At 72.1% G+C, this 13,289-nt stretch carries 13 protein-coding genes and 1 pseudogene; 11 read left to right on the plus strand and 3 right to left on the minus strand.

Annotated features, from left to right (window positions below; genetic code table 11):
* The 9 genes and pseudogenes from ITJ68_RS18050 to ITJ68_RS18090 all read left to right on the plus strand — a co-directional run.
* Positions 1–1,186: pseudogene (locus ITJ68_RS18050) on the plus strand (hypothetical protein); the annotation flags it as partial.
* Positions 1,187–1,217: 31 nt separating this feature from the next.
* Positions 1,218–2,192, plus strand: a complete 975-nt coding sequence (locus ITJ68_RS18055) for an HAD-IIA family hydrolase (RefSeq protein ID WP_194663443.1) — start codon at positions 1,218–1,220, stop codon at positions 2,190–2,192.
* 10 nt (positions 2,193–2,202) lie between these two features.
* Complete coding sequence (locus ITJ68_RS18060) at positions 2,203–2,355, plus strand: hypothetical protein (protein WP_175481374.1); 153 nt, start codon at positions 2,203–2,205, stop codon at positions 2,353–2,355.
* Positions 2,348–3,226 (plus strand): TlyA family RNA methyltransferase, encoded by an 879-nt coding sequence (locus ITJ68_RS18065; protein ID WP_323743375.1) that lies wholly within the window; start codon positions 2,348–2,350, stop codon positions 3,224–3,226. The genes ITJ68_RS18060 and ITJ68_RS18065 overlap by 8 nt, the downstream gene beginning before the upstream one ends.
* Entirely contained in the window at positions 3,223–4,158 is a 936-nt protein-coding gene (locus ITJ68_RS18070; protein ID WP_194663445.1) for an NAD kinase, read from the plus strand. The genes ITJ68_RS18065 and ITJ68_RS18070 overlap by 4 nt, the downstream gene beginning before the upstream one ends.
* Complete coding sequence (recN, locus tag ITJ68_RS18075) at positions 4,155–5,849, plus strand: DNA repair protein RecN (RefSeq protein ID WP_194663447.1); 1,695 nt, start codon at positions 4,155–4,157, stop codon at positions 5,847–5,849. The genes ITJ68_RS18070 and recN overlap by 4 nt, the downstream gene beginning before the upstream one ends.
* A gap of 68 nt (positions 5,850–5,917) precedes the next feature.
* Complete coding sequence (locus tag ITJ68_RS18080) at positions 5,918–7,630, plus strand: CTP synthase (protein ID WP_416354661.1); 1,713 nt, start codon at positions 5,918–5,920, stop codon at positions 7,628–7,630.
* A gap of 116 nt (positions 7,631–7,746) precedes the next feature.
* Positions 7,747–8,316, plus strand: a complete 570-nt coding sequence (locus ITJ68_RS18085) for an NUDIX domain-containing protein (protein ID WP_194663449.1) — start codon at positions 7,747–7,749, stop codon at positions 8,314–8,316.
* A gap of 31 nt (positions 8,317–8,347) precedes the next feature.
* Positions 8,348–9,340: a site-specific tyrosine recombinase XerD gene (locus ITJ68_RS18090; protein WP_194663537.1), complete on the plus strand. Its 993-nt coding sequence runs from the start codon at positions 8,348–8,350 to the stop codon at positions 9,338–9,340.
* 79 nt (positions 9,341–9,419) lie between these two features.
* Here ITJ68_RS18090 and ITJ68_RS18095 read toward each other — a convergent pair whose 3' ends face one another.
* A complete protein-coding gene (locus tag ITJ68_RS18095; protein ID WP_194663451.1) occupies positions 9,420–9,860 on the minus strand; it encodes a DUF2510 domain-containing protein in 441 nt (146 codons plus the stop codon).
* Positions 9,861–9,973: 113 nt separating this feature from the next.
* On the minus strand, positions 9,974–11,005 hold the full coding sequence (locus tag ITJ68_RS18100; RefSeq protein ID WP_194663453.1) for an LLM class flavin-dependent oxidoreductase: 1,032 nt from the start codon (positions 11,003–11,005) through the stop codon (positions 9,974–9,976).
* Between the two features lie 55 nt (positions 11,006–11,060).
* Here ITJ68_RS18100 and ITJ68_RS18105 point away from each other — a divergent pair, with 55 nt between their 5' ends.
* Both ITJ68_RS18105 and ITJ68_RS18110 read left to right on the plus strand, forming a co-directional pair.
* Positions 11,061–11,396 carry a TraR/DksA family transcriptional regulator gene (locus ITJ68_RS18105; protein ID WP_194663455.1) on the plus strand — a complete coding sequence of 112 codons (336 nt, stop codon included), beginning with the start codon at positions 11,061–11,063 and terminating at the stop codon, positions 11,394–11,396.
* Positions 11,397–11,518: 122 nt separating this feature from the next.
* Entirely contained in the window at positions 11,519–11,941 is a 423-nt protein-coding gene (locus ITJ68_RS18110) for a TIGR02611 family protein (RefSeq protein ID WP_228506079.1), read from the plus strand.
* 7 nt (positions 11,942–11,948) lie between these two features.
* On the opposite strand, the gene ITJ68_RS18115 is transcribed toward ITJ68_RS18110, so the two are convergent.
* Positions 11,949–13,202, minus strand: coding sequence for an MFS transporter (locus tag ITJ68_RS18115; RefSeq protein ID WP_194663456.1), 1,254 nt, complete (start codon positions 13,200–13,202; stop codon positions 11,949–11,951).
* Positions 13,203–13,289: the final 87 nt, after the last annotated feature.

Genomic DNA, 13,289 nt, shown 5'->3' on the forward strand with positions numbered 1-13,289 from the left:
TCGTCCGCGTCGTGATGGGGACCGTCCGTTCAACTCGGATCGTCCGCGTCGTGACGGCGATCGTCCGTTCAACTCGGACCGTCCGCGTCGTGACGGCGATCGTCCGTTCAACTCGGACCGTCCGCGTCGTGACGGCGACCGTCAGGAGCGCGGCCAGTTCAGCACGCGCGGCGGCGACGACCGCAAGCGCTTCGGCGACGGCTCTCGTGCGCCCGGTGCCCGCTTCGGCGAGGCCGCGCGCGACGACTGGGAAGACCGCGACCCGTACGGCACCCGCTCGATCCGCCCGCGCCACGAGGACCCGGAGATCCCCGAGGAGGTCCAGGCGCGCGACCTGCACCCGCAGGCTCGCACGGAGCTGAAGACCCTCAGCAAGGACAACGCCGAGTGGGTGGCGCGGCACCTGGTCACCGCGGCGATGTTCATCGACGACGACCCGGAGCTCGCGAACCAGCACGCCCTCAGCGCTGCCCGTCGTGCCGGTCGGGTCGCGGTCGTCCGGGAGACGGCAGCGATCACCGCCTACCGCCTCGGGGACTTCAGCACCGCCCTTCGTGAGCTGCGCACCTACCGACGCATCTCCGGGCGGAACGACCAGCTCCCGATGATGGTGGACTGCGAACGCGGACTCGGTCGTCCGGAGCGGGCGCTCGAGCTCGGCCGGTCGGTCGAACGCTCGGCGCTCGAACCCGGCGTGCAGGTGGAGCTCGCGATCGCGATGTCCGGCGCGCGTCTTGACCTCGGGAATCCCACAGCTGCCCTCGGTGAGCTGGAGATTCCACAGCTCGACCCGTCCACGGCGTACACGTGGTCGCCCGCGCTTTACAGTGCTTACGCGGCCACGCTCGAGGAGCTCGGCCGCCAGGACGAGGCCGACGAGTGGTGGGCCCGTGTCGATCGTGCGGCAGAGGCCCTCGCCGAAGTCGCCGACGAAGACTCTTGGGAGACAGTTGATGTGGTCGAGGAAACGTTCGAAGTCGACGAGCCCGCTGACGAGCTCGAACAGCCCGGAAACGCCGACGAGCTCGAGCAGCCCGGAGACGTCGACGAACCCGGCGAGCCCGACCAGCTCTCGCCCCTCGGGGACCCCGGCTCCGACGACGACCTCGACGACGAGCCCGACGACGACCTCGGCGAGATCGACGACGACAACCCCCGCGACGTCGACGGGTCCGCAGCCGACTGACACCCCGCGTCCGCCGACGGACGGCGTCGACGTGGTCCTCACCGACCTCGACGGCGTCGTCTACCGCGGCCGCAACGCCATCCCGCACGCGGTGGAGGCCCTGACCCAGGCGTCCCGCACCGCACGGGTGGGTTACATCACGAACAACGCCTCGCGCCGTCCGTCCGACGTCGCCGAGCACCTCGAGGGCTACGGGCTGCAGGTCGGCCCGGAGGACGTCGTCACGTCGTCGCAGGCCGGCGTGCGGCTCCTCGAGACCCTCGTGCCGGCGGGTTCCACGGTCCTGGTCATCGGCGGCATCGGCCTGACCAGCATCGTCGAGCAGGCGGGCTTCACCGTGACCGCGAGCGCTGACGACGCACCGGCGGGCGTCATCCAGGGGTTCTCCCCGGACCTCGGGTGGACGCAGCTCGCTGAGGCGTCGTTCGCCCTCGCGGACCCGCAGATCCCCTGGGTCGCGACGAACATGGACTGGTCGATCCCGGTGGAGCGCGGCATCGCGCCGGGCAACGGCACGCTGGTCGCCGCCGTGCACCAGGCGGTCGGTCGGATGCCGGTCGTGGCCGGAAAGCCCGAACGACCGATCTTCGACGCGGCCCTGGCCAGGTTCGGCGGTGAGCGTCCGCTGTTCATCGGGGACCGACTCGACACCGACATCAAGGGCGCCAACGACGCCGGCATCCCGAGCGTGCTCGTGCTGACCGGCATCGACCAGGCCAAGCAGGTGCTGGCGGCCGACGAGCGCTCCCGCCCGACCTACGTGCTGCAGGACCTCCGTGGGCTCTCGGCGCCGTACCCCGTGACGCACCGGCACACCGCGGACGACGGCACCCGCTACGTCAGCGTGGGTGATGCCACCGTGCGGATGCAGCGGAACGTCGTCGGCGTCGAGCAGGCGGGGTCCGACGCGATGGACCTGCTGCGTGCGGGGGCGACGGCGATCTGGGACTCCGGCCTGGCCATCTACGGCCTCGACGTGGACCCGCAGCTGTACGGCGGCGAGTAGCGTGTCAGACGTGCCAGTCGACCAGCAGGAGCAGCCCAGCGACATCGCCGAGCGTGCCCGAGCGGCCGAGGAACTCCCGCTGACCGACCGCGCCGACGTCTTCGCCGGTCTGCACGACGAGCTGCGCACGCGGCTCGAGAGCGGCGGCACCGCGAGTGCCTGACGCCGACATGACGGCCCCGGACTCGGTGCAGACCGACGGTGCCGCGGACACGGGCGAGCGCACGGCCGCCGCGCCGGTCCGGCTCGACGCCGCCGTCGCCGCACGTGGCCTGGCCAGGTCCCGCACCGCTGCCGCCAAGCTCATCCTGGACGGACGGGTCAGCGTCGACGGCGCTCCGGTCGTCAAGGCGTCGACACCGGTCACCGACGACACCCCAATCGTGGTCGACGCCGGCGACGAGTGGGTGTCCCGTGCGGCGCTCAAGCTCGTCGGCGCGCTCGACACCTTCGGCGTGGACCCGTCGGGCCGCGTCGCGCTGGACGTCGGCGCGAGCACGGGCGGCTTCACGCAGGTGCTCCTGGCCCGCGGAGCACGACGAGTGGTCGCGCTCGACGTCGGGCACGGGCAGCTCGACCCGGTGGTGGGGCTCGACGACCGCGTCACCGTGGTCGAGGGCGTCAACGCCAGGAACCTGACGGCCGCCGACTACCTGGCCCTCGACCCCGCCGCGGGGGAGACCAGCCTGGTCGTCGGGGACCTGTCCTTCATCAGCCTGCGGATCGTCCTGCCCGCACTGGTCGAGGCCGTGCCGGCGGACGAGTACGTCCTGCTCGTCAAGCCGCAGTTCGAGGTCGGTCGTGGTGGTGTCCGTGAGGGCATCGTGCACGACGCCGACCTCCGGAACGACGCCCTGATGAACGTGCTGTGGGCAGCGTGGGACCTCGGCTTCGGGACCGCGGGCATCGCGGCGTCGCCGATCCTCGGCACCCACGGCAACCACGAGTACGTCGCGCGTCTCCAGCGGGGCGCAGGGTCGAACCCGACAGAATGGATCGACCGGGCCACGGAACTGGCGGAAGGAACCCCATGAGCGACGACCGGCACATCCTGCTCGTGTCGCACACGGGTCGGCGGGACTCGATCGACGCCGCGGTCGAGGTCTGCGACCTGCTGCACGCGGCCGGCGTCACCCCGGTGATGCCCTTCGACGAGTACGCCGACATCCGCCGGGCCGAGGCGTCCGTGGGCAAGGTCGACATCCTCGGCGTGGACGTCCAGCTCGAGGACCTCGAGATCGTGATCGTCCTCGGCGGCGACGGCACCATCCTCCGCGCGGCGGAACTCGCACGCGGCACCCACGCCCCGCTCGTCGGCGTGAACCTCGGCCACGTCGGGTTCCTCGCCGAGAGCGAGCGGGACGGCCTCGGCGAGACCGTGCAGCGCGCCCTGTCCGGCGACTACAACGTCGAGGAGCGCGTGGCACTGCAGGTCGACGTCGTCGTCGGCAACGAGGTCGTCTACTCGTCGTGGGCACTCAACGAGGCCACCATCGAGAAGGCCTCCCGCGAGCGCATGCTCGAGGTCGTCACCGAGGTCGACGGTCGTCCGCTGTCGTCCTTCGGCTGCGACGGCGTCGTCGTCTCCACCCCCACCGGCTCCACCGCCTACTCGTTCTCGGGTGGCGGCCCCATCGTCTGGCCGAACGTCGACGCCATCCTCATGGTGCCGCTGAGCGCCCACGCGCTGTTCTCGCGGCCGATCGTCGTCGGGCCGGACTGTGTCCTGGCGATCGAGGTCCTCCGCCGCACGAGCGGTGTCGGCGTGCTGTGGTGCGACGGCCGACGCACGCACGACCTCCCCCCGGGAGCCCGCGTCGAGGTCCGTCGTTCGCCGGAGCCCGTCCGGGTCGCACGGCTCAAGGACGCCCCCTTCACGGACCGCCTCGTGGCGAAGTTCCAGCTCCCGGTCGCCGGCTGGCGCGGCCCGCAGCACGACGACGAGGAGACCGGGGGCGACCGGTGATCGAGGAGATCTCCATCGCCGACCTCGGCGTGATCGGCGAGGCCACCCTCGAGCTCGGCCCCGGCTTCACCGTCGTCACGGGTGAGACCGGCGCCGGCAAGACCATGATCGTCACCGCGCTCGGGCTGCTGCTCGGCGCACGTGCCGACGCCGGCTCGGTCCGCCGTGGTGCCTCGAGCGCCGTGGTCGAGGGCCGCTGGCACGTCCCGGACCACGCCACGGTCGTCGACCGCGTCGAGGACGCCGGCGGCGCGGTGGAGGACGGCGAGCTGATCCTCACGCGCACCGTGTCGGCCGAGGGCCGGAGCCGCGCCACGGTCGGTGGCCGCAGTGCCCCCGTCGCCGTGCTCGGGGAGCTCGCCGACCAGCTCGTCACCGTGCACGGGCAGTCCGACCAGATCCGCCTGACGTCGTCCACCGCCCAGCGTGCGGCGCTCGACGGCTTCGGTGGCGCCACGGTCGAGAAGGCACTGCGGAAGTACGTCACCGCGTACGACGCCTGGCAGGAGCACGCCGCCGAGCTCGAGACCCTGACGCGGGACCGCGACGACCGGCTCGCCGAGGCCGCTCGGCTGCGCGCCGCCTCCGACGAGATCGAGGCCGCGGCACCCCAGCCCGGCGAGGACGCCGAGCTCGCGGAACGCGCCGAGCGCCTCGGCAACCTCGAGGAGCTCCGCCTGTCAGCGGGCCTGGCACACGAAGCCATCTCGTCCGAGTCCCTGGACGGTGCCGCGGACGTGATCGGCCTCGTCGAGGCCGCCCGCCGTGCGGTCGAGCGGGTCGTCAGCGCCGACAGCACCCTGCAGCCGGTCCTCGAGCAGCTCACCGAACTCGGGATCCAGGCCAGCGAGGCCTCGGCCAGCCTGTCGAGCTACCTCGGGTCGCTCGAGCCCGAAGCCGGCCACGACCTCGAACTCATCAACGAACGCCGCGCGGTCCTCGCCGCCCTGGCACGGAAGTACGGCGAGACCGTCGACGACGTCATCGCGTTCGGCGAGCGGGCCTCGAACCGACTGCTCGAACTCGACGGTGACGACGACCGCATCGTCGCCCTGCAGCAGGCCGTCGAGCAGGACGAGCAGACCCTCGCCACGGCGGCCTCCGCGCTGACCTCTGCCCGCACGAAGGCCGCGACCGACCTGGCCAAGCGCGTCACCGCGGAGCTGGGGACGCTGGCGATGGGCGGCGCGACCCTGGTGGTCGAGGTCACCGACGCCGGTGAGTACCGACGCCACGGCCGGGACCAGGTCGCGATCCTGCTCCAGCCGCACTCGGGCACCGACCCGCGACCGATCGGGAAGGGCGCATCCGGCGGCGAGCTCTCCCGCGTCATGCTCGCGATCGAGGTCGTCATGGCCGGCAGCACGACGGTGCCGACCTTCGTGTTCGACGAGGTGGACGCCGGGGTCGGGGGTGCTGCCGCGATCGAGATCGGCCGTCGGCTGGCAGCGCTCGCCGAACGCACCCAGGTCATCGTCGTCACGCACCTGGCCCAGGTCGCGGCGTTCGCGAACAACCACCTCAACGTCGTGAAGGACGCCAGCGGCGCGGTGACGTCGTCGAGCGTGCGGCGCCTGGAGGGCGACGACCGGCTGCAGGAGATGGCCCGGCTGCTCTCCGGCCTCGGCGACAGCGCCAGCGGCATGGATCACGCCCGCGAACTGCTCGAGGTCGCGGGCCGCTCCGCCTGACCAAGGTGAGACGCGCCCGGCGAACGCGAGTCGCGCCTCCCGGCACTTCTGACGTACGATGGAACCCCGTGGCGGACACTCTCAGCAGCGGTACCCAGGCAAGCATCCCGACCCCGAAGGTGACGAAGCAGATCTTCGTGACCGGCGGGGTCGTCTCGTCTCTCGGCAAGGGCCTGACGGCGGCCAGCCTCGGCAACCTCCTCACGGCTCGCGGCCTCCGGGTCGTCATGCAGAAGCTCGACCCGTACCTCAACGTGGACCCGGGCACCATGAACCCGTTCCAGCACGGCGAGGTCTTCGTGACCGACGACGGCGCCGAGACGGACCTCGACATCGGGCACTACGAGCGCTTCCTCGACATCAACCTGTCGCAGTCGGCGAACGTCACGACCGGTCAGGTGTACTCGACGGTCATCGCCAAGGAACGCCGCGGCGAGTACCTCGGCGACACCGTGCAGGTCATCCCGCACATCACCGACGAGATCAAGCGTCGGATGCGCGAGCAGGCCGGCAACGACCCGCAGCCCGACGTCATCATCACCGAGGTCGGTGGGACCGTCGGCGACATCGAGTCCCAGCCGTTCCTCGAGTCCGCGCGCCAGGTGCGTCACGAGCTCGGCCGCAACAACGTGTTCTTCGTGCACGTGTCGCTGGTGCCGTTCATGAACGCGTCCGGTGAGCAGAAGACGAAGCCGACGCAGCACTCCGTCGCCGCGCTCCGCTCGATCGGCATCCAGCCCGACGCCCTCGTGCTCCGCTCGGACCGCCCGGTGTCTGACTCGAACAAGCGCAAGATCGCGCTCATGTGCGACGTGGACGAGGACGCCGTGGTCAACGCCGTGGACGTCCCGTCGATCTACGACCTGCCGACGCTGCTGAACAGCCAGGGCCTTGACCAGGTCATCGTCGACGCCCTGCACCTCGAGGCCGGCGCCGTGGACTGGACCTCGTGGAACCCGGTGCTGCGCGCGGTACACGAGCCGAAGAAGGACGTCACCATCGCCCTGGTCGGCAAGTACATCGACCTGCCGGACGCCTACCTGTCGGTCACCGAGGCGCTCCGTGCGGGTGGCTTCGCGCACAACGCCAAGGTCACGCTGAAGTGGGTCGTGTCCGATGACTGCACCACGCCCGAGGGCGCGGCCAAGCAGCTCGGCGACGTCGACGGCATCTGCGTCCCCGGCGGCTTCGGCGTGCGCGGGATCGAGGGCAAGCTCGGTGCGCTGAAGTTCGCGCGCGAGAACCAGATCCCCACGCTCGGCCTGTGCCTCGGCCTGCAGTGCATGGTCATCGAGTACGCCCGGCACGAGGCCGGCCTGGTCGACGCCTCGAGCTCCGAGTTCGACCCGGAGACCTCGACCCCCGTCATCGCGACGATGGCCGAGCAGGTGGACATCATCGCCGGTGGCGACCTCGGCGGCACGATGCGCCTGGGCCTCTACCCCGCCCACTTCACCGAGGGCTCGCTCGCCGCGTCGCTCTACGGAGCCCCCGAGGCCTCCGAGCGGCACCGCCACCGCTACGAGGTCAACAACACGTACCGCCAGCAGATCGCGGACGCCGGCCTGGTGTTCTCGGGCACCTCGCCCGACGGCACGCTCGTCGAGTACGTCGAGCTGGACCGTGCGGAGCACCCGTTCTACATCGGCACGCAGGCGCACCCCGAGCTGCGCTCGCGGCCGAACAACGCGCACCCGCTCTTCGCCGGCCTGGTCGAGGCCGCGATCGCGCGGAACGAGGCGTCGCGCCTCTTCGACCCGGAGTCGGAGCAGGTCGCGTAGCCAGCGTCACCAGCAGACAGACGGGAGGCTCCCCACCGGACCGGTGGGGAGCCTCCCGTCCGTCGTCTGGTCGGGTCCCGAGAAGCGGTGACGGTGGCCGCTGGTTTGATGGGGCCGTGACCGACGAACCGATCTCTGACGAACCCGCTTCCTTCGACGTGACCGACTCCGCGCTCGTGTACGAGGGCGCCGTGTGGAACGTCCGCCGCGACACCGTGGCGTACGGCGACGGCAGCATGGTGCGCGAGTACATCGACCACACCGGCGCGGTCGCCGTGTACGCCGAGGACGACGAGGGCCGCGTGCTCGTCATCCAGCAGTACCGGCACCCCGTGCACCTGCGCGACTGGGAGCTGCCGGCCGGCCTGCTCGACAAGCCGGGGGAGGACCACCTCGTCGCCGCGCAGCGGGAGCTCGCGGAAGAGGCCGACGTGCAGGCGGAGACGTGGGAGCCGCTGGTGCACTACAACACCTCGTCCGGTGGCAGCAACGAGTTCATCGAGGTCTTCCGGGCCCGTGGCGTCACGGCGACGTCGTCGGCCTTCGAGCGGGAGGCCGAGGAAGCCGACATCGTGGTGCGCTGGGTCCCGCGGGCCGAGGTGCTCGAGGGCATCTTCGACGGCCGCATCCACAACTCGGCGCTGATCGTGGCGGCGCTCGCCGTGGACGCGCTCGAACGCGGTTGACGGGCTGGGCGGGCGCTAGCCTCGTCGGGTGATCCCGCTCGACCGTGCCACCGAGACCTACCTGCGGCACGTCGCAATCGAGCGGGGACTCTCCGAGCACACGCTGTCGGCCTACCGGCGGGACCTGGCGACGTTCGCCGAGTGGATCGCCACGCAGCCGGAGGTGTCGTCGGCGGGTGCTGACCGAGCCGGTGGTGCGTCGGTGGCGACCGACGTGGGGCGCTTGGCTCGGGCGGACCTCGCCGGGTTCGTGACGCACCTGGCGACGCGTGAGCCGGCTCCGCTCGCGCCGCGCTCCGTCGCGCGGATGCTCAGCTCCGTTCGGTCGTTCAGCGCGTTCGCCGCGGGGGAGGGCTGGCTGCCGCTCGATCCCGGCGCTTCCGTCCGTCCGCCGAAGGCCCCGATGCGGCTGCCGAAGGCGATCTCGGTGCACGACATGGAGCGGCTGCTCGGAGCGGTCGACGGCGACGACCCCGTGCAGCTCCGGGACCGGGCGCTGCTCGAGCTCCTCTACGCCACGGGTGCGCGCATCTCCGAGGCCGTCGGGTTGTCCGTGGACGACGTCACGACACTGTCCGGGGTGGACGAGGCCGCGGACGCCGACACCGACGTCTCCGTGGTGCGGGTCACCGGCAAGGGCAACAAGCAGCGCATCGTGCCGCTCGGCAGCTACGCCCGGGCCGCGGTCGAGGCCTACCTGGTGCGGGCGCGGCCGCTGTTCGCCACACGGGGGAGCTCGACGCCGGCGCTCTTCCTCGGAGCCCGGGGTGCGCGGCTGTCCCGCCAGAGCGCCTGGCTCGTGATCCAGGCTGCTGCCGCCGGTGCCGACCTCGCCGAGCACGTGTCGCCGCACACGTTCCGGCACTCGTTCGCGACGCACCTGCTCGAGGGCGGGGCGGACGTGCGCGTGGTCCAGGAGCTCCTGGGGCACGCGAGCGTCGCGACGACGCAGATCTACACGATGGTGACGGCGGACATGCTGCGGGACGTGTACCAGACGGCGCACCCGCGGGCGCGGCGGTAGCGCGGGCGCGACGGACGCGCGGGCGCGACGGTCGCGCGGGGCGCGTGCGCGGCGTCCGCGCTGGTGTGGGGGTGTCGCGTCAGAACATGTGGGACACGGCGACGACGCCCGTCGCCAGCGCCACGACCATCGCCGAGGCCGACAGGCTCCGGGCCACCGGACGCCAACCGCCCGTGGCGTTCGGGTGCACGAGGCCGGCCACGCCAGCCGCGAACCCGAGCACACTGCAGGCGCCCCAGGGGTTCAGCGCCACGGAGACGACCGCCAGCACGACGGCCAGACACGTCATCACGCAGAACCGCTGCGCGGCCCCGGCACCGTAGGCCACCGTGCGGCTGTCGGCCGGGCGGGCGAGCACGGAGAACGCCGGCCCGGTGGGCGTCACGACGATGGGCCGGACCGCCTCGACCGGACGGCTCGGGAGCGGCCTGGTGGCGTCACCCCAGGCGCGGCCGTCCCACCATCGGAGACGGGCGGGTTCCCGGGGGTCCGGGAACCAGCCTGCGGCCGGCAGCGTCACGGGGAGCTCCTGAGAACGGGTGGAAGGTGCTCTCTGACGCTAGGACGACGCTGCCGCCTGCCCCAGTCCCAACCCGGGTGTCGGCAGGAAGGGGGACAGGCGGCGAGCGGGGGTCAGGCCGGGACGGGCGCGGCGTCCACCTCGCGCATGACCGCTGCGACCGCAGCCAGCTGCCGGGCGTTGAAGTCGACGCCGAGCTGGTTCGGCACGGTGACGAGCACCGTGTCCGCGGCCCGCACGGCTGCGTCTGCGGCGAGCTCCGCGACGAGGTCCTCCGGCGACCCGATGTACGAGCGACCGAACCGGGCGAGGCCGCCGTCGAGGTAGCCGACCTGGTCAGCGCCCTCGGCCTGTGCACGGAGGCCGAAGTAGTGCTGCGACTCGTCGTCGATGATCGGGATGATGCTGCGCGAGACCGAGACGCGGGGTGTGCGCTCCCAGCCCGACTCCGCCCAGACGCGACGGAAGCGTTCGATCTGCTCGGCCTGCAGCTCGTCGAACGGCACGCCGGTGTCCTCGGTGAGGAGCGTCGAGGACATCAGGTTCATGCCCTGCTCGGCCGTCCACTCCGCGGTGGCGCGGGTGCCGGCGCCCCACCAGATGCGGTCGCCGAGTCCGTCGGAGAGCGGCAGGACCGGCAGCGAGCCCTCGGCGCCGGTCATCTGCGGGTTCGCGTTCGCCATCGGCTCGCCGGCGATCGCGCGCCGGAAGACGCTGGTGTGCGCTCGGGCCAGGTCGGCGCCGTTCGGGTCGGAGGCCTCGGGCACGTAGCCGAAGGACTGGTACCCGGCCTGCGCGGTCTCGGGTGACCCACGGCTCACGCCGAGCTGCAGTCGGCCGCCGGAGATGAGGTCGGTCGCTGCCGCCTCCTCCGCCATGTAGAGCGGGTTCTCGTAGCGCATGTCGATCACGCCGGTGCCGATCTCGATGCGGCTGGTCCGGGCGGCGATCGCGGACAGGAGCGGGAAGGGCGCCGCCTGCTGCTGGGCGAAGTGGTGGACGCGGAAGTACGCGCCGTCCACGCCGGCCTCCTCGGCAGCCACCGCGAGGTCGATGCCCTGCACCAGGGCCTCACGACCGCTGCGCACCCTCGACCCCGGCACGTCGCGCCAGTGTCCGAACGACAGGAATCCGATCTTGGTCATGTCGATGCGAACGCATCCGCACGGACGGCCATTCCGCACGACTACGGTCGGCTCCATGGAGTTCGACCCGCGGAGCGCGCTGACCGACGAACGGGCACGGTCCGAGAAGCTGCTGGCCGACGTCGAGCGGAGCATGCGGGACGTCAGCGACGCCCGCGACGGCGCGAACACGGACGACGAGCACGACCCCGAGGGCGCGACGCTCGCCTGGGAACGCGGCTCGCTCGGCGCGGTGCGGGACGACGCCCGCCGCCGGATCGGGCTGGTCGACGCGTCGCTGGCCCGGCTCGACGCGGGCACGTACGGCACGTGCGCCGTCGGCGGCGAGCCGATCCCGCAGGCACGGTTGGCGGCGGTCCCGTGGGCCGCGACGTGCGTCGCGCACGCGTGAGGAGCCTCCCGTCCGCCGCCTGGTGACGTGACCCGGCCTGGAGGCTCGGCCACCGTCCACGACGGAGGCGACGGTCACCCGCTGCGCCGGTGATTCTCAGCCGCGGGCCCTACCGTTCCCGCATGGAGACGGACCGGGACCACCTCACTGCGAGCGCAGCGGATGCTGCACGGCCGCAGCGGTTCCGGTGGTTCCACGACATGCGCGCCTGGATCCACGCCCGGCCGCACGTGCACCTGTTCTGGAAGGTGCTGATCGGCATCGTCGGCGGGCTCGTGGTCATCATCGGGCTGATCCTGGTGCCGCTGCCCGGGCCCGGGTGGCTCGTGGTGTTCATCGGGCTGACGATCCTGGCCAGCGAGTTCCACTTCTTCCACCGGATCATCACGTGGCTCCGGGCGCAGCTCCACCGGTTCTGGGACTGGGCGAAGGCCCGCGGTCCTCGGTGGCTGCGCCGGATGGCCGACCGGAACAAGGCGGACGTCGACGCCGCCCACGAGGACGCCCACCGGACCATGGGCCGACAGGCCCGGCCCGGGCACTAGCGCTCGGTCAGTCTGCTGCCGCGGTCCGGATCGAGCCGGTGGCGGTGCGCTCGAGGACCTCGGACGCGTGCTCCTCGACCACGGCGGCGTCCTTCGACACGAGCTGCAGCACGAGGGCGACCCCCGCGGCGAGGACGATGAAGGCGCCGTACCCGGCGATGACCGGTACGAGGCCGACCGTCGGCTCGAGCAGGCCCCCGATCACGGCCGGCACGCCGAACGCCAGGTAGCTGACGACGTAGATCGTCGAGAGCAGACCGGCACGGTGCGTCGGGGCGGCGGTGGCGAGCAGCATCCGGAGCGGCGCCTGGAACCCCGCGCCGAACCCGACGCCGGCGATCGCGCTGCCGACGACGAGCCCCGGCAGGGAGTGCGCGAACACGAAGCCGACCGTGACGACCGGCCCGAGGATCAGTGCGACCAGGCCGATGAGCACGCCGACCCGGGCGTCGAGCCGCTGGATCGCGATGCCCGTCGCTGCACCGACACCCGTGACGACGGCGATGAGGGCCCCGGCGGCGAAGTGGTTGTCGATGCCGAAGACCGCGCCGAGCGCCGAGGGCACGAGCGAGAGGAACAGGCCGCCGAGTGCCCAGCTCGCCACGAGGGAGCCCGCGACGCCGCGGAACAGCCGTCGTGAGGACCGCGGCACGGCGATCGTGGGGCGGAGGGAACGCAGGGCTCCCGGACGTCGGGTGCCCTGCTCGGGGACGACGACGAGCGCGACGAGCATGAGCACGAGGAGCACGCCGAAGAGCAGGTAGACGAACTGCTCGGGCGCTGGGCCCCACTCGACCAGGGCGCCGCTCGACAGGGCGCCGGTGGCGAGCGCGATCGGCGGGACGGCGCCGTTCAGCACGCCGGCGAGGGTGGGGTGGCGCTCGAGCGAGTTGTCGATGAGCGCGGCGCCGAGTGCGCCGATGAGCAGCCCGACGGAGACGCCCTGCAGCACACGGTCGAGGATGAGCGCCCCGAGGCCGTCCGCGACCGCGAACAGCCCGAGTGACACGGCCAGCCCGATGCCGCCGGCCACGAGCACCGGCTTCCGCCCGACGTGGTCGGACAGGCGCCCGGCGACGAGCAGGCTCGCGAGCAGCCCGGCGACGTAGATCGCGAACACCGCGGTGAGCATGAGCGGGGTCAGGTGCCACTCGGCGGCGTACACCGGGTAGATCGGCGACGGGACGGCCGAGGACGCCAGTGACACGAGCAGCAGCGCCGCGATGATCCAGAACCCGGCGACCGAGCGAGTGGACTGCATGAGCGACCCTTCCGTTGTGCGAGGCCCGTCGTACGCGAGCCGCTGTGCCAGACCCGCTGTACGAGTCTGTTCGTACCGCATTGGTAC

Origin of the sequence: Curtobacterium sp. VKM Ac-1395, assembly GCF_015350975.1 — a bacterium.
GTDB lineage: Bacteria > Actinomycetota > Actinomycetes > Actinomycetales > Microbacteriaceae > Curtobacterium.

Coding starts and splice junctions, on each gene's coding strand:
- ITJ68_RS18100 (WP_194663453.1), bottom strand. CDS start 11,005: ATGACCAAGATCGGATTCCTGTCGTTCGGACACTGGCGCGACGTGCCG.
- ITJ68_RS18070 (WP_194663445.1), top strand. CDS start 3,223: ATGAGCGACGACCGGCACATCCTGCTCGTGTCGCACACGGGTCGGCGG.
- ITJ68_RS18115 (WP_194663456.1), bottom strand. CDS start 13,202: ATGCAGTCCACTCGCTCGGTCGCCGGGTTCTGGATCATCGCGGCGCTG.
- ITJ68_RS18110 (WP_228506079.1), top strand. CDS start 11,519: ATGGAGACGGACCGGGACCACCTCACTGCGAGCGCAGCGGATGCTGCA.
- ITJ68_RS18105 (WP_194663455.1), top strand. CDS start 11,061: ATGGAGTTCGACCCGCGGAGCGCGCTGACCGACGAACGGGCACGGTCC.